Raw genomic sequence first — 16,614 nt, 5'->3', positions numbered from 1 at the left:
ATATAAAACAGCGCTAAGCAAATGCCTTTAAGTACTGCTTCGAATGTATCTCAGGATTGCATGAATCTTAGATGTATTGTGACGCTTACTAAGGTTTTGCTTAGCGTTCCCCTGTAGTCACGATACAGAACAATCATAAAAAATGCCGCATCATTTGATGCCCAATGTTTTTGGCGCCTGTTTCGCTAAGCAAATTATCTTGCTTGATGTAGTGCGCGATCGGTACGCTGTTTTAACCGAGAGGCAATCTGCGGCATTGGCGTCACAGCTTGGGCTGGATATTGAGCGCTTTTCTCAGACTGGCACGCTTCAGCATTCAGCCATTCTGGAAGAATTAAAGCGTGCCAATTGGATTAGTGCCGCTTCGTTTCCAGAAGCTGACGCTAAACTGAACACGTTGAGCCCCTCGCCGCAAACAGGGGGGATGTCGGCCAATGGTTGGAAGTTACCTGACGATGCCTTTGCACATCGACCTGCTTGGACAAACATCGCCAAAGCCACGCTCATCTTAAGATCCGTGCACCGATGTGCCGCGCGGCGCGGAATGGCCGGGTTGTTGCAGTTATGCAATCAAGCTCACCGTGAGGCCGGAGCAGGCTTATGCGTCGGCCAGCCGGATGATTACGCGCCCTTTGTGAACACGCTCAATTGGGCCTGCCTATTTTACCCTCGGCCAACCAAGTGTTTGGAGTGGTCCGTCGCGCTGACTATGCTGTGCGCGCGTGCCGGCTTAGCATTGAAATTGGTGATCGGCGTGCAATCTTTTCCGTTTTATGCACACGCCTGGTCGGAAGCCGGAGAGGTGGTGATTGGCGATAGCCCACTCAGACGCAAAGAGCTATCCGTTATTCTGGAATGCCCCCATTCTCTGCTAGCACTGCCCCTATGACCCTACTCGGCATCGCCTATCCGAAGACGCAGGATTATTTAGCACAAAAACGGGATTGGAGGTTCGTACGCGACCCATCTAACCAGATTGCAGGTGCACTTTGGCATCAACAAGACAGGGCCAAGACGCGTGCCCTATGTGGGCAATCTGGCACGTACTTCTACTGTTTTTATGGTTCAGCATTTTCGAAGCTGGACCAGAGCGAAATTAAGGAAGACGACTTGCAGGCAATTGCGGCAGTAGGTCCCGCGCGTCTCATGGCTCGATTCTGGGGTAAATATTTATTTATCTGCTTTGACCTGACTGCCAAAAAGTTGATCTGCTGCAGCGATCCAAGTAACCAATGGCCTGTATATTGGGCATGGTCCAGCCGTCACGGTTTGCTTTTTTCGGATACGATTACGTGCCTGCATCAAACCTTGGTGGAGAGCGGCGAGCGTCCAGCATGGAATAAAAACTTTTTTACGACATGGTTACGCACGGGCACCGTACAAAATGGTGTATTGCCGTTCGATCGTATCCAAGAAATTCCGGCGGGCTGCGCCGTCTCCTATATCGATGGTGGTCAACCGCAAATCGTGACGGTTTGGGACCCCCTCAAGCACGCAGTAGAAGATGACACCCAAACCCCATTCGGCATTTTAAAGAATTATCTTAATCGGTTTGTATCGTTGGCCGATCGGCCCGTGCTGGAACTCTCCGGAGGTCTGGAATCCAGCTCCGTGCTGCTGGCAATGCGCGCAGTCTCCTCTGCTGACCATCCACTGTCTTGCGCGCATTATTACCATGCCGGTGTCGCTTCGTCCAACGAGCTGGACCATGCGCGTCACGTTGCACAAAGCGTACAGGCTCATCTCCATGAGGTGGATACGAGGGTATTATCGTTTGCCCCTGTTCAGTCTGTTCCGCGGGTGGCTAAACCACATATCCGATATTGTCTGCTTGCGTTTAATCAGTATTTTGCAAGCCAACTCGATAAAGGAGAGCATACTCAGTTGATCAGCGGGCATGGAGGGGATTCGCTCTTTTTGGCGCCTCCGCCTTTCGGCGCGCTTGCCGATGCGGCACTGACATGGCAATGGCAACGATTGGTGCGCGTGGCGATGGACCTGGCGCTCATTCATAGAGCGCCTCTGACCCAAGTGGTAACAGCTGCGGCCCGATCGTTGTTTTCTTCAGATCTTTTTGAAAATAACGGCGGTACGCTCGATCTTCTATCTGAAGAAGCACAGCACGAATCGTTCGATCGACGAGCGTACCTGCATCCCTTTCTCCAGCAAAATAAGGTTCGGTTACCCGGCCAGCTCTATCAGCTGGCTTTGGCTTTTTTGACGCTCGACGACATTCGATCGCCCGCCTATCCATTTACCCAACCCACGCATTATCCGTTTCTTTGCCAGCCAATGGTCGAGTTTGCGTTGTCCATACCCAGTTACGATCATTTCGAAGGAGCGCATAATCGCATTGTGCTGAGAGAATCTGTTTCGGCGGCCACAGGGTATCCGAACCTATGGCGACGAAACAAAGGCGAAACATCAGGTATCGATTTGTTGGGCATTCGTGACCACAAGGATCATATGATGGCGCTCTGTCTCGAGGGATTTTTGGCCAAAGAGGGCTATGTCGACGTAAAACGCACACGTGCTGCGATTCAACATAGCAGCAAGGGACATAGCAAATATTTTATGGGCCTCCTTCACCTCTATGCCGCCGAACTGTTTGTTCAAGGATGGCAATGACTAGCGAGTAAAGCGTGATGCAGCATGGTCTCTTCAAAACAATCTTGTTTTTGCTGCATTGCTTGTGGACGCGTGAATGGAAAACGCGTCTTCAGATCATCGCAGCCATTGGCTGTACAGGATGCTCAGTCGGGCTAACCATTATCGCACCGATGTTGCTCAAGTGGCTCATCGACGGTTTGTCCAACGCGGCGCTCTCGGCAGTGAGCGTCTACCTGCTCTGTGTAGCTTACGGCGGCGCGTGGTTTCTGTCACAAGCGACGAACCGTTGCGAACAGTATTTGTTCGTGTTGGTCAATGAGCGTATCAAACGCACGATTACGCTGAATTACGTCAGCCGAGTGCTCGGTCAACCCGCTGCGGCATTGAGTGCTCACCAAACAGGCGCTTCTGTGAGCGAACTCTCGCGCGTACAAGACAGTGCGATGCGTGCAATTATCGGGCTCTTTTGGAGCCTCGCACCGATTGTTGTCGAAATCGCGGTCGTCGGCATCGTCGTGTTCTCATTGTTTGGCCTCGTTTATGCAGCTGTCTTGCTGGGGGTTCTAACCCTTTATATTTACTTTAGTGTATCAACGGCGAAGCGCTGTGAAGCGCTGCAACGCAAGAAAAACCGGGCGTCGGATCGTGCCTCTACGCGGCTGGTCGATACGCTAACGCATGCCGATACGGTCAAAGCGTTTTCGAATGAAGCCAGCGAATTAACCCGACTCGACCGTGTGTTAAAAATGCGCGCCTGGGCGAGTATCCATATCACGCGCAAGATGGAGATCGTTGGCGCCGCTCAATTACTGATTGTCGGTATCGGGTTGACCACACTCACGGCTTTAGCGGGACGAGATATCCTGGCACACCGGCTCACCATTGGCGATTTCGTGCTGTTGAACAGTTACCTGCTGCGATTTACTTTGCCGCTCAGCACGTTCGGCTATGTGGTGCGGGAAGTCCAGATAGGTTTGTTTAATCTATCGGAATTGCTGCACACCATCCGTGTCAGATGGCACTTCGAACCCTTGGGCTCCTCCCTGTTCAAGCAGGCACCATCGATCGAATTTCGCAACGCCAGCTTTCGCCATCCGTGCGGTAAACGAGTATTGCACCACGCGAATTTTTTGATTCCTGCTGGTGCCTTTTGTGCGCTGGTAGGCCCGAGCGGCGGGGGGAAATCCACGCTCATCAAGTTGTTATTGCGCCTGTATAAGCTCGATGAAGGGCAAATCCTCATCGATGGTCAACCCATCGAATCGTTTTCCGAGTCGCAGTTGCGTCAGTCGATCAGCTATGTGACACAAGACGCACATTTGCTGGATCGCTCGATACGCGAAAACATCTGCTTTGCCTGCCCGCAAGCCTCTAATTCGGAACTTGAACAAGTTATCCATTCCTGTGCGCTGACATCCGTTATTGCTGCGGCGAGCCAGGGCCTGGACACGCCGATTGGCGAGCGAGGCAACAAATTGTCGGGCGGTGAGCGACAACGTGTGGGACTGGCCCGCGCTTTATTGCGCAATAGCCCTTTGCTACTATTGGATGAACCGACTGCGGCGCTCGATGCACACACGGAGGCCGATATCTTCAAGCATCTCTATGAGCGTTATCGTCACACCACGCGGCTCGTGATTGCACACCGACTTTCGGCCATTCAGCATGCGGACTTGATTTTAGTCATGCAAGAGGGTGCGATCTTGGAGACGGGCACGCATAGTAGTTTGCTAAGGCGACAAGGTGTTTATGCCAATCTTTGGCATAAACAAACCCAGTTATCGACAAAACAACCTGACTTATCAGCGGCACGATAAAAATCCCGCACACAGCCATCCGCATGGGCCCCTCAAAACCGGGTGTCGACTAGCCGGTAAGCGCGGGTCTTTGCGATGTAGTTTCGGCGATCATGCACGGCATAGATCAGGTCCGCGCGAATCCATCGCCAAGGGGCCACTTGGCAAGCGCCCGCAAACTGTCGCGGTCGTCATGCATGATCTCTTCCGCCAGCTTCATCTGGCGTTCGAAATCAGGATTATATGGCATAAAAGGGATACGCCTACGAGCTCCATATCTATAGCGGCTATCAAGGTGTATGAGGTAAGACACCAGGCAGCTACAATACAAAGCGCTGACTAATTGCCGGCCGCCAACCTAGCTGAAGTTAACAATTCTTTTAAAGTTGACAATGGACTTTGATCCCGCTTCCACGCCTAATAGCGCTCAGGCTGCCGTTTATGCGATACCAAGCCAGCATAGCTCTGCGGCCACTGCCTCACCGCTGCCCCCACGCTTAGCAGCGCGGGCGAATACTGGCGTACAGCAACGCCCGACGACGTACCATAACCTGCCGCCTGAAATCCTTCAACGGGTGGCCGCCCACATGTCGTTATTCGACATCCCTAACCTGTCAGCCGTAGACAGACGGACCTACCACGCACTCAAAGAGTGGCGACTAAGCTGGTTTTGCACCAGAAACGCCAACGATGGCCCTGTGCCAAATCTCACATCGGTGCAACGGTTACTCACTGAAATTGAGCGCATCCGTGCGGAGCCGATGCTGCGTGCCGAGCCACTTCAGACGCTGTCGAAGCAGTTAAGTGGTTTGCCTGAAGAGCAACAGAGAGCAGCATTCCAACAGGTCTTCGAAGCTGCAGGCCGTGTACCAATACGAGGCCTGCAATTACAAAAAGACATGATCGTATCCATAGCCTGTCTTTCACCGCAACGCGAGTTGTATGAGTTTGCCTATGCCGACGCCGAACGACGCAGTCCTGGACAAGGTAGCACCTGGGCTGCCCTTGCATCGATTCGAAGAGAGCTTCCCATTGAACCTTTGCAGTTTGCAACCGAATATCGGGCTTTTATGAGCCGGCTTCCCGCATTGAACCCCGCCGAGCAAGCTGAACTGATCAGAAAACTGGCCGCACTGCTAATCGAATTTGATCCCGACCACTATCCTACAGCTACGACACTCACTGAATTGTACGAAACGCTGATCCAATGGGTGCAACATTTGCCGGCGTCATACCGCGGCGCGCCGATCGGCGCGTTGGCCAGAGAACTATGGCTGCTGTCAGAGGAACAAACATCTCTATACTATGCCAATCTACGGCACTTAACGCTGTCTCTGCCAGATCACCAATTAGGTGAGACGTTACGCTATCTGTTACAAGCGGTGCTAGACTTACCGTCAGCTCAGCAACAAGCATACGAGCTACCGCGACTTGAACCCATCATTGAACGTGTGCTGCCCGAACAGCGGGCACTGGCGGCGATTGAGCTTATTAGATACGCACCAGACCTGTACGACAAAGGGCTAGCCAAGCAAATAGTCCAGCGTGCACTAAGCTTGATCGATAGCAGCAACGAAACCATCCAAAACATGCCGTCAGAGCAGCGGGCATCATTAGTATCTAAGCTGACACTGAGTACAATTAGATTAAACGAACATGAAGCGCTATCCCAACAAGTGTGGCAGCGTGCACTACGTTTACTTGACAACTGCGATACAAAAGACGTGTTCAACGCACTTTCTCCACTTTCTAAATTGCCATACTGGAATTCGGTTTTACTCTTTTCTGACCAGCAATGGGAAGACGTCAAAACCGAGGTCATAGCCTTTGTCGAACGTAATCGTAAGAGGTATAGTGGTTTTGATCGTCTGCTCCAAGATCTTGAACACTATGAAAACAGCATGAGAGAAACCTGAACCTCGCAATCAACGCTGAAGATGATGTGGGATCGTGGACCGATGCGGTGGTGGTACCAGATTGGACTTTGACAATTTTACGGATACCAAATAGGGTGGACAATGAAGCCAGAGAAAGTCAATGAAGGGTAATCCCCCCAAAAAAACGGTGGGAACAGAAGTAGAATTTTCTCGTTAAGGGAGTTCTACGCAATGAAAAAGTCGAGATTCACGGACAGCCAGATCGTGGAGGCGCTCAAGCGCCTGGAGGCAGGGCTGGCGGTACTGGATCTGTGCCGAGAGCTGGGCATTAGCACGGCGACGTTCTACAAGTGGCGCTCGAAGTACGGCGGCATGGACGTGTCGCTGATGGCGCGGATGAAGGAACTGGAGGTCGAGAATGCCCGGCTGCGCAAGATGGTCGTCGAAGAGAAGATCAAGGCCGAAATCGTTTCGGAGGCACTCGCAAAAAAGGACTGAGGCCATCTCGCCGGCGCGAGATGGCCCTGCACGCGGTGTCCAGTCGAGGCATATCGATCCGGCTGGCATGTGAGGCGTTTGGGATCAGCCAGAGCTGCTATCGGTACGTTGGCCTGCGCAATGCCGAGAACGAGGAGATTGCGAACTGGCTGCTGCGCCTGATCGACAACCACCGGAACTGGGGCTTTGGGCTGTGCTTCCTGTACCTGCGCAATGTGAAGGGTTTCGGCTGGAATCACAAGCGCGTGTACCGGATCTATCGCGAACTGGAGTTGAACCTGCGGATCAAGCCACGCAAGCGGCTGGTCCGGCAGGTTCCGGAACCGCTGTCGGTGCCCACTGCCGTCAACCAGTTCTGGTCGATGGACTTCATGCACGACCCACTGACCGACGGACGCAGCATCCGACTGTTTAACGTGATCGACGACTTCAACCGCGAAGCGCTCGGCATCGAGATCGACTTCTCGCTGCCCTCGCAGCGGGTGATCCGTGCGCTGCGGCAGATCATCAGTTGGCGTGGCCGGCCAAAGGCGATTCGGTGTGACAACAGGCCCGAGTACCTGAGCGCGACGATCACCGAATGGGCCCGGCAATACGGCATCAAGCTCGACTACATCCAGCCGGGTAAGCCTCAGCACAATGCGTATGTCGAGCGATTCAACCGGACGGTGCGCTACGAATGGCTGTCGCAGTACCACTGGAAGGACCTGGAGCACGTCCAGCGTTTCGCGACCGACTGGATGTGGACTGACAATCACGATCGCCCGAACATGGCCTTGGGCGGATTGACGCCAAAACAGCGGCTGGCCATGGCCGCATAGTTTCTACTTCTGAACCCCGTGGAAAACGGGGAGATTACCCAGCCCACTCTGGTAAAATAGGATGATGCGTCCACCGTGCGCGCCGGTCCATCGCCTCGCCACAGCGGCTTACGTTTAGTTAAGCGTGGCGACCATTTCAATTTTAGGTGCTACCGAGCGCACCAGCTTTTGAACGCCGTGGCCAGGATTGGCTTGCCGTTGTGATACAACCAAGCCGGCCTTTTCCAGCATACGCACGTCCTTTGTGACTGCGGTACGCTCACGATGTAACCGGCGCGAGAGTTCAGCGATAGTCTGAGGTTCGCTAATAATCTCGTGCATTAAACGCCGCCGTGCTTCGGAGAGCACGGTGAACATCCGTTGCGGGTCCTCGAACGACAAGGTAATTTTCTCGGGGAACACCTTACCAGCATCGGCGCGGCGCGCTGCCCCCCGGGCACGCTCGAAAAAACCTGCAATATCACCTGTACGAACAACAACCTTAGTCATCGTTTTACCTTCCTATACTGAAAAATAATATCCTGCCATTCTTGTTGAAAGCGATCCAGCGTGGCTTCGTAACTCTCAAACTCGACTGGCTCAACTGCCCCCATATAATGCCGGTGATGATAGCCGTGGGCATTATCAAAACCCAAAACCCGACCATTATCACGTGGATAAATTTCATGATTAATGTAAGCCAAGTTGTAACGCGTCACTACGTTGCGCCCCGCTTCTCTGCATCCCCATACTTCATAACTTAAAAGACCGCCACCGGACTTGGCCTTGAGTTCGAAGCGTTCTTGCTCCAACAAAATTTCTTTAATCTTTGCCATACACTTCCTCAGCCGTGCACTATGATAGCACACCTGAGGCTAGACTTGGCGCATCAGGAGGGCCAAAGCTTACGGGCGACCTTGCGCTGGCTAGCAAGGCTACGGCGGCTTCAGGCCTGCCTCGCCTTCCTTCAGCACGCCAATAATCTGTTCTTCGGTGAATCGTTTCTTCACGACCACTCCTTTTCAGAATGGACTCTACACCGTCACCGTACTAATCTCGGGGAGCAAGTCAAGATCTGGTGGGAATCAGATTGCCGCTTTCCGCTCTTCACGAACAGACGGTGAAGACGCAACGCTTACCCTGCGCATCCAAATCGTGGGTGAGCTTTCCGCACTGCTCAATCGGTTAGCCGCCCGGAAAAGAACGCACAACCCACGCTCAACGCGTTTGATTGTCGATGAGTATGGACGCCCGCTCGGGCAGGCCGCACTGCGCTTTCGCTTCGATCGCGCCCGCGACGTAGCAGGCATTGATAAAAAAGACTTTCAGTTTAGAGACCTACGGGCGAAGGCGGGGACGGACAAGGAAAGTGCGACCGATCTACGTGCAGCGCAATCGTTACTGGGGCATGGCAGCGTGGCGATGACAGAACACTATGTCCGCAAGCGTGGCATGCAAGTTACGCCTACCCGGTAAGCGCGGCAATACTGGAAACGAGATGTTAACGCTGAAGTACATTAGTTTTTTCACACTTTGTGTGAATCTGCTAGCGACGACGGCCAATCCCCACGGTGTTCAGTTTATCGCAGGCGGGCAGCTGCCCGGTCTTGAGCACACCGCAATTCGTGCCATTGCGGTTCTAGCGCTGCCCGTTATAAGCCGAGGCTGGTGACGAACCTATTGTGGCCTATGGTAGAAGGGAAGATGTTCGGCACGCAGTTGGCACTCGTTACCCCTCGTCTCCAACTCTAGCCGCTGCTGCCTAGGCCGCTCCAAATTAGGGTTGCGTAACCACGGTATATGCGCGAGTATTGTTGCACGACTGGACTTATTGAGGCGGCTGCGTTCCGTAAAAGCCGTGATTTCGTTGACGGCATCTTGCCATTTCTGGTCGCTCATTGCGGTTGTCACGCCCTCTTGTCTTGCCTTGCTCAGCACGTCCAGTATTTCCGTTGCAACGTAGCCGTTAAACAGCCGTAGCATAAGCTGCCATACCTGCTTTGAGCGCATGTCATCCAACTGGTAACTATATCGCAGTAGGGCGAGTGCGACCTGATGACGCCCTATGGTCCCCATGGCCGAACATAATAAAGGCATATGCGCAAATATCATTGCACGAGTGGGCTCAGTGACGTGGTTACGTTCCACAAAAGCCAAAATTTCATTGACGGCATCGCTTCGTTTTCCACCATGCATTGAGTACTCTATGGCGGACATGAGCCTTGAATCACTAAACAACTCCAATAATTCCGCTTCACTGCTGCCATCAAGCAGCTGCAGCGCACGCTGCCATACTTGCTTTGAGAGCACGTCATTCAGATAGGGACTACATTCCAGTAGGCCGAGGGCGGCCTGCACACGCTGCGCGGGCAGCACGCGCAGTAGCGCAGGCTCCAGTAATTGAAGTTCGTGCGCGTGTTGCTCGGGTGGCAATCCAATTAAACTTAGTGGAAGACGGCGTAGCGCCATTCCCAGTTGCTCGTCCGAAAGCGATAACGCCAGTTGTCGCATTTCTGCATAGCGCACAGCACGCTCTGCTTCGGGCAAAACCCGTGTAGCAGCGGCCAACGCGCCGACCGATGCGCCTTGCTGAGAAGGGGGCAGCGATTGTGTTTGCTGCAGCAAGGCCACATAGGCCGAAAGAATATTGCTTTCGTTAAGTCTTGGGTCAGCCAATGCTGCGTAGCGCCTGACGGCCTGCTCTGCTTCGGGCGAATCCCGTATAGCAGCATCCAAGGCGCTGCCTCGCTGAGAAGCAGCCAGCTGCTGTAGCAAGGCCAAAGAGGCCGAGTCGGGGGCATTGCCTCTGCTAAGTGTCAGTCGATCAGCCAATAGGGGGATCAGCTTGGCTTGTTCAGACGGGTCTAGGTGCGCAAGCCGGTTGAGCAACGCCTGGTACCTTTCACGCTGAGGTGCTTGTGAGTTGAAGCGTCGATAGTCCACCTCCCCAAGCAACTCGGCCAGCTCGGGCCAGAAATTCTCTTGGTCAGGTCGACGTCTTTCGGCCATTGCATAGGCAAAATCGAATATGCTTTGCGGGCATGTGTAACTGCGCTGGGATAATAGCAACCTTTTTTGTATTCGAAAGCCTTGTTCCGGGATATGCTCGGCCGCCACGAACAGTCGTTTGAATGCTTCGACTCGCTGCTGCGGGGGTAAATATATTAATCGTGTAGAGAGTGCCAGGAGGGGTTCGACCCGCAGTTCCGATTCAGCCTGGATACGCTCGATATCTTCAATCAGCTGTTGCCACGACGCAAAATCACAGACGTTGCGTGCTTGCTTGGTACAGCGCGCGGCCCATCGCCTTTCCTTCATTAGGTGATAAGTGCGCTTGTCCAGTAGTGAAAACGCAGGGATATCCTTAGCCGGCAAATGATCCGCAATAGTTAAAATCACGTTAACCGGCAGCGCAGTGTGAGTTTTCGGCTTTTTTAGCGATGTGTCGGGTGCCGGACTCGCCGAACGCTTTATGCCCGTGGGCGGTGCAGCCGTAGGCTGTGGGCGGGCTTGTTCGTCGCTCGCGTAAATGGCGGCCTGCGTGTTCAAAGTGGCGTTTAGATCAAAGTCCATCGGCAAGCTTAGCAAAAAGTGAGAAGAGCGCAGCGCGAAGCGATACTGCACGCACGATAGCCTAATGTCGCATGGCCACCCAGGCGGATACGAATAGGATTACGCCGACTTTATAATACGTAAGTGAACGGTTTTCTGAACCCTTGCTGATAACGCATGTACAAAGTCGGTCATCTTGAATTTGGCGCATTAACAAGGTAGAGCAAAGATTGCCCGCCAAAACTCGCTGCGCGGCTGTATTGAAGTCAAAATCGGCCTATCCTCTGGCTATTGCCACGGTATTGGGGTCTTCTACTCGCCGGGCTCGTTCTTGTTATTTTAAAAAGGCAACGCTAAGCGCCAAACGGCGCACGCGCATCCAGGTGCGACAAAAAGCATCATCGAACAAGGCCATCACCCATCCAACACTCAATACACAAAGGCGTTTCCCAGACAGCGGCGACACAATTTTGTTTGCAAGCGACGTGTGTAAATACGCGTGGTTGTAGCTCAGCTAACAAGAGTTTCTTTGCCACGCTTGGCGCTGTCGCGCTCATTGCCGGCTGATACGGTCCTGCTTCACCTAGTAGGCAAGCTTGTCAAGTGTGCGTCAACCTTTTCGTCTCGCCAAGATGGGCGTTATCGCATCGCCAACTCAGCCGTGCTCTTATTCAATCGCCGATCGGCCGGTGACGGGGGCACTCTCTGCATGGTCAGCCCTCTTCCATCGGCTGGATGGTAACTGGCGGCGGCTTCTTGTTGTCGGCGAGTCGTGCAGCACCGATCGGCGTGAAATGCTTAGCTGCCAGTTGACCCTTCAGAGCGCGCTACGTGGCCTCCGTCTTGTCAGCAAAAGCAATTTTGTAGAACAAAGCGGGTTTTGTAGAACAAAAAAAAAGCGGGCCCCATTCGCTGGGACCCGCGTCAGTATTGGTGCCGGCTGCAGGACTCGAACCCGCCACCTGATGATTACAAATCAACTGCTCTACCAGATGAGCTAAGCCGGCATAGCCATATAGTATACTACAGCCGCTAGTCTGCGGCAAAAAATCATTTGATCACTTTCAGATGCTTGCGACTACTGTCCTTCCGACTCTCACCCGCGGCCTCGCCGGCATCGGGCCCTTGCACAATCGGACCCTCTGCGTGCTGCCCGCGCTGCACCTCACGACCGACCGCGGCCGACCCGCTCTGTTCCGCCTGCTGCAACACGCGCTCACGCAGCACGCGTTGCTTCTCCTGAGGCGTCATATCGTAAAATTCATCTGCCGCGAGCGCCTCGAATTCCGGCGCGCCTTCAACCGGCTCCTGCGGAATCCCCTCGACCGGGAATGCCATTCCCTGCCCGTTCTCGCGCGCATAAATCGCCAGAATATTGCCCACCGGCACCTCGATCTTGTGCGATTTGCCGGAGAAGCGCGCGAGGAATTCGATTACGTCGTTGCCCATTTGCAACTGGCTGGTCGCATCGAAGCTGATGTTGAGCACGATTTCGCCGTCACGCACGAATTGCCGAGGTACGCGCGTGCGGTTATCGACCTTCGCCGCGATATGCGGCGTAAATCCATTATCCGTGCACCACTCATAGAGCGCACGCAACAAGTAGGGCTTAGTGGAAATCTCTTGCATTATTGTTCCTTGAACTGCCGACGCGTCGCGCCCGACACACGGGCGCCACACCGGCAAGCAGTGACGGCTGGGGACGCAAGCCCGCCGCCGCTTAACGACGCATCACCTTCTCGGATGGCGTCAACGCCTCGATATAGGCAGGCCGGCTAAAAATGCGTTCCGCATATTTCATCAGCGGCGCTGCATTCTTGGATAGTTCGATGCCGTAGTGGTCTAGGCGCCATAACAACGGCGCGATCGCGACATCGAGCATCGAGAATTCTTCGCCCAGCATGTACTTGTTCTTGACAAAAATCGGTGCCAGTTGCGTCAACCGGTCTCGAATCGCCGCACGCGCGCGCTCGTGCGCTTTCTCGGCGGTCTTGCCCTTCTCATTCTCGAGCGTGCCAACGTGCACGAACAGCTCTTTCTCAAAGTTGAGCAGGAACAGCCGTGCACGGGCACGCTGGACCGGATCGGCAGGCATCAATTGCGGATGGGGGAAACGCTCGTCGATATACTCGTTGATAATATTCGACTCGTACAGGATCAGATCGCGCTCCACGAGGATCGGCACCTGCCCGTACGGGTTCATCACCGAAATGTCCTCCGGTTTGTTGAACAGGTCAACATCGCGGATCTCAAAGTCCATGCCTTTTTCGAACAGCACCAACCGGCAACGCTGGGAGAATGGACAAGTGGTGCCGGAATACAAAACCATCATTTTTACTTTCCTCAAAAAACCGAAGGGCCTGTGCTGAGAAGACCGCCCCATGCCGTTCTTCTTCGCTGCCAGCCCCACACCGCTAACGACGTGTTTACTTGATATCTTTCCAGTACGCGGCGTTGAGCCTCCAGGCGCACAGGGTCAGCACGCCGAGAAACAGCAGCACCCACACGCCTATGCGCTCGCGCGTTTTGCGTGCCGGCTCTGACATCCAGGCAAGATAGGAGACAAGGTCGGCGACAGACGAATCATAGTCTATCGGCGTAAGCGTCCCGTTGGTCACCTGGGTAAAGCCGTCGAACTGGTGCGTCACCTCACCGTTCTCACCTTTATGTTCAATGAATTTCGCGTCACGCACGCCCTGCAGTTGCCACAGTACATGGGGCATTCCGACATTCGGGAACGCGAGGTTGTTCCACCCAGTCGGCCGCGTTGGGTCGCGATAGAACGTGCGCAAGTACGTGTACAACCAGTCCACGCCTCGCGCGCGCGCCTCGAGCGACAAGTCTGGCGGCGCGACGCCAAACCACTCCTGCGCATCGGCCGGGCGCATCGCAACGGTCATCGTGTCACCGATCTTGCCGCCGCTAAATAACAGGTTGTCCTCGATTGCCTTGTGCGAAATGCCGATCGACTGCAGCTTGCTATAGCGCAGCATGCTCGCGCTGTGGCAGCTCAGACAGTAGTTCACAAACAACTGCGCGCCATGTTGCAGCGACGCGAGATTGTTGGTGCGGTCCGGCGCGCGATCGAGAACGATATCCTCCTCGGCACGGGCCACGCCCAACGTGGCAGCCAGCGCCGCTATCAGCAGCGCAAGTATCGAAAGCCATTTCTTCATCGGTATTCTCCGTTCGCGTCCGATTCCCGCGTTCAATACGGCTTGAAGGTCACGCGCTCGGGCGGCTGCTTGAATGTGCCCAGGCGAGTCCAGAACGGCATCCCGAGGAAGAATGCGAAATACACTAGCGTGCAAGCCTGCGCGATCACGGTCGCGGCCGGGGATGGAGGCCGCGTGCCGAGAAAGGCCAGTGTCAGGAAGACGACGACAAAGATCCCATAGAAGAATCGATGAAAGCCCGGACGATAGCGGATGGATTTGACCGGGCTACAATCGAGCCACGGCAGGAAAAACAGCGTGAGAACGGCGCCGCCCATGACAATAACGCCCCAGAACTTGGCCTGGGTGCTGATCATCGCGAGGATCACGAGCACGGCAGCCATGACCGAGCCAATCTTCTTCACCCCCCCGCGGGCCTTGATCAAGCCGAGCACGCCGAGCAACCCGGCCACGATCATCAACACGATCTTGAAGTCGTCCGTCGTCGCACGCAGCATCGCGTAGAACGCGGTGAAGTACCAGACCGGTGCAATTTCGGTCGGCGTCTTAAGTGGGTCGGACGGCACGAAGTTGTTCGCCTCGAGGAAATAGCCGCCCATCTCGGGTGCGAAGAAGATGATCGCGCAGAACACGAGCAGAAAGACGCAGACGCCAAAAAAATCGTGCACCGAGTAGTACGGATGGAACGGGATGCCATCCAGCGGAATGCCGTTTGCATCTTTCTTGGCCTTGATCTCGATGCCATCGGGGTTGTTCGAGCCGACTTCATGCAGCGCGATGATGTGAACAACGACCAGACCGATCAGCACCAGCGGAATCGCGATCACGTGAAACGCAAAAAAGCGGTTCAACGTGACATCCGATACGACGTAGTCGCCACGGATCCACAGCGACAGGTCCGGACCGATGAACGGAATTGCGGAGAATAAGTTCACGATGACCTGCGCGCCCCAGAACGACATCTGGCCCCATGGCAACAAATAGCCGAAGAACGCTTCGGCCATCAGGCACAGGAAGATCAGGCAGCCGAAGATCCACACCAGTTCGCGCGGCTTGCGATAGGAGCCATACAGCAGCCCCCGGAACATATGTAGATAGACGACGACGAAAAACATCGATGCGCCGGTCGAATGCATGTACCGAATCAGCCAGCCCCACGGCACTTCGCGCATGATGTACTCGACCGACGCAAACGCCAGCTGCGAGTCGGGCTTGTAGTTCATCACCAGGAAGATGCCAGTGACGATCTGGATCACCAACACGAGCAGGGCCAGTGAGCCGAAGAAATACCAGAAATTGAAATTTTTTGGCGCGTAGTACTCGGATACGTGCGCCTTCCAGGTGGAACTCAGCGGAAAGCGGCGATCGATCCAGCCGAGCAGGCCCGTGCCTTCATCAGGATTGTCCGTCGTCGCCATTTACGCCTCTCCCTTCTCGTCCTGGCCAATCACGAGCTGCGTGGCCGTCTTAAACATGAACGGCGGTACATCGAGATTTTGCGGTGCGGGCTTATTCTTGAACACGCGGCCGGCCAAGTCAAAGGTCGAGCCATGGCACGGACACAGCCAACCGCCCGGCCAGTGGGCCGGCAGGTTCGGCTGGGGACCTGGCGAAAAGCGCGGGCTCGGCGAACAGCCCAGGTGCGTGCAGATGCCCACGAGCACGAGGATGTTCTTGTGCTCCGGACGGGAGCGGTATTCGTTCTGGCAGTACTCGGGGAGCGGGATCGAAAAGGGATTCTGGGTATGCGGATCGGCGACCTCGCCATCGGCCTTGATGACCTCGGCCAACATCTGCTCGGTACGATTGATGATCCACACAGGCTTGCCGCGCCATGCAACGGTCATCATCTCGCCGGGTTTCAGCGCACTGATGTCCACTTCGACCGGCGCGCCTGCGGCCCTGGCCTTTTCGGACGGTGCCAGCGATGCAGCAAACGGCACCAGGGTTGTCATGCTCCCCACTCCACCTGCTACTGACGTCGCTATCAGCCAGGTACGGCGGCTGCCATCGACGCGATTGTCTTCCTTGTCTCGCATCACACGCCCCACTTCTTGGTTGGACTCCAGTCTTCCTTCGGCTCTCCACTTATAGTGTGCGGGAATGTAGCCGCCATTTACAAGCCTTGGTTACAGCCTGCCGCGTAAAAGCTTGCTACGCAAGGGTTTGGCGACACCGATTCGCACAGCGCGACATCTAGAATTAAGCAAATACTTAACAAAATCACAAAATCGACGCCGCGCGGGATCCGCGGGCGCGGCGACTGACGCACACTCCATGGTAGGCTCAACCCGGCGGTGTGATG

14 protein-coding genes and 1 tRNA gene are annotated in these 16,614 nt (G+C 54.7%); 6 read left to right on the top strand and 9 right to left on the bottom strand.

Annotation, left to right across the window (positions count from 1 at the left end):
* The first annotated feature begins 142 nt into the window (after positions 1–142).
* The 5 genes from KQH55_RS04020 to KQH55_RS04000 all read left to right on the top strand — a co-directional run bounded on the left by KQH55_RS04020 (position 143) and on the right by KQH55_RS04000 (position 7,602).
* Positions 143–889 (top strand): lasso peptide biosynthesis B2 protein, encoded by a 747-nt coding sequence (locus KQH55_RS04020; RefSeq protein WP_235090240.1) that lies wholly within the window; start codon positions 143–145, stop codon positions 887–889.
* The gene (locus KQH55_RS04015) at positions 886–2,628 is read left to right on the top strand and encodes an asparagine synthase C-terminal domain-containing protein (RefSeq protein ID WP_235090239.1); all 1,743 of its coding nucleotides are present in this window, start codon (positions 886–888) and stop codon (positions 2,626–2,628) included. The genes KQH55_RS04020 and KQH55_RS04015 overlap by 4 nt, the downstream gene beginning before the upstream one ends.
* 17 nt (positions 2,629–2,645) lie before the next feature.
* Positions 2,646–4,427 carry an ABC transporter ATP-binding protein gene (locus tag KQH55_RS04010; RefSeq protein ID WP_235090238.1) on the top strand — a complete coding sequence of 594 codons (1,782 nt, stop codon included), beginning with the start codon at positions 2,646–2,648 and terminating at the stop codon, positions 4,425–4,427.
* 371 nt (positions 4,428–4,798) lie between these two features.
* Positions 4,799–6,322 (top strand): F-box protein, encoded by a 1,524-nt coding sequence (locus KQH55_RS04005; protein WP_235090237.1) that lies wholly within the window; start codon positions 4,799–4,801, stop codon positions 6,320–6,322.
* Between the two features lie 192 nt (positions 6,323–6,514).
* A protein-coding gene (locus KQH55_RS04000; RefSeq protein WP_235090236.1) for an IS3 family transposase occupies positions 6,515–7,602 on the top strand; the annotation gives its coding sequence in 2 pieces (ribosomal slippage) (positions 6,515–6,776 and positions 6,776–7,602; 1,089 coding nt in all).
* Between the two features lie 114 nt (positions 7,603–7,716).
* On the opposite strand, the gene KQH55_RS03995 is transcribed toward KQH55_RS04000, so the two are convergent.
* Both KQH55_RS03995 and KQH55_RS03990 read right to left on the bottom strand, forming a co-directional pair.
* The gene (locus KQH55_RS03995; protein WP_076785570.1) at positions 7,717–8,091 is read right to left on the bottom strand and encodes a winged helix-turn-helix domain-containing protein; all 375 of its coding nucleotides are present in this window, start codon (positions 8,089–8,091) and stop codon (positions 7,717–7,719) included.
* Positions 8,088–8,417, bottom strand: coding sequence for a DUF6516 family protein (locus tag KQH55_RS03990; RefSeq protein WP_235090235.1), 330 nt, complete (start codon positions 8,415–8,417; stop codon positions 8,088–8,090). Before KQH55_RS03990 ends, KQH55_RS03995 begins: the two co-directional genes overlap by 4 nt.
* Positions 8,418–8,574: 157 nt before the next feature.
* Here KQH55_RS03990 and KQH55_RS03985 point away from each other — a divergent pair, with 157 nt between their 5' ends.
* The gene (locus KQH55_RS03985; RefSeq protein ID WP_076796866.1) at positions 8,575–9,057 is read left to right on the top strand and encodes a tyrosine-type recombinase/integrase; all 483 of its coding nucleotides are present in this window, start codon (positions 8,575–8,577) and stop codon (positions 9,055–9,057) included.
* 201 nt (positions 9,058–9,258) lie between these two features.
* On the opposite strand, the gene KQH55_RS03980 is transcribed toward KQH55_RS03985, so the two are convergent.
* The 7 genes from KQH55_RS03980 to petA form a co-directional block, all read right to left on the bottom strand.
* A complete protein-coding gene (locus KQH55_RS03980) occupies positions 9,259–11,154 on the bottom strand; it encodes a hypothetical protein (RefSeq protein WP_235090234.1) in 1,896 nt (631 codons plus the stop codon).
* Positions 11,155–12,064: 910 nt separating this feature from the next.
* Positions 12,065–12,140 (bottom strand) — tRNA-Thr (locus tag KQH55_RS03975).
* Positions 12,141–12,183: 43 nt separating this feature from the next.
* On the bottom strand, positions 12,184–12,762 hold the full coding sequence (locus KQH55_RS03970; RefSeq protein WP_076796865.1) for a ClpXP protease specificity-enhancing factor: 579 nt from the start codon (positions 12,760–12,762) through the stop codon (positions 12,184–12,186).
* 91 nt (positions 12,763–12,853) lie between these two features.
* A complete protein-coding gene (locus KQH55_RS03965; protein ID WP_041753298.1) occupies positions 12,854–13,465 on the bottom strand; it encodes a glutathione S-transferase N-terminal domain-containing protein in 612 nt (203 codons plus the stop codon).
* Between the two features lie 94 nt (positions 13,466–13,559).
* A complete protein-coding gene (locus KQH55_RS03960; RefSeq protein WP_076796864.1) occupies positions 13,560–14,309 on the bottom strand; it encodes a cytochrome c1 in 750 nt (249 codons plus the stop codon).
* A gap of 32 nt (positions 14,310–14,341) precedes the next feature.
* Positions 14,342–15,727 (bottom strand): cytochrome bc complex cytochrome b subunit, encoded by a 1,386-nt coding sequence (locus KQH55_RS03955; RefSeq protein WP_235090233.1) that lies wholly within the window; start codon positions 15,725–15,727, stop codon positions 14,342–14,344.
* A complete protein-coding gene (gene petA / locus KQH55_RS03950; RefSeq protein ID WP_076785576.1) occupies positions 15,728–16,348 on the bottom strand; it encodes a ubiquinol-cytochrome c reductase iron-sulfur subunit in 621 nt (206 codons plus the stop codon).
* Positions 16,349–16,614: the final 266 nt, after the last annotated feature.

Source organism: Mycetohabitans sp. B3 (assembly GCF_021498065.1).
Taxonomy (GTDB): Bacteria; Pseudomonadota; Gammaproteobacteria; order Burkholderiales; family Burkholderiaceae; genus Mycetohabitans.
This window is presented reverse-complemented; position numbering and strand designations above follow the sequence as displayed.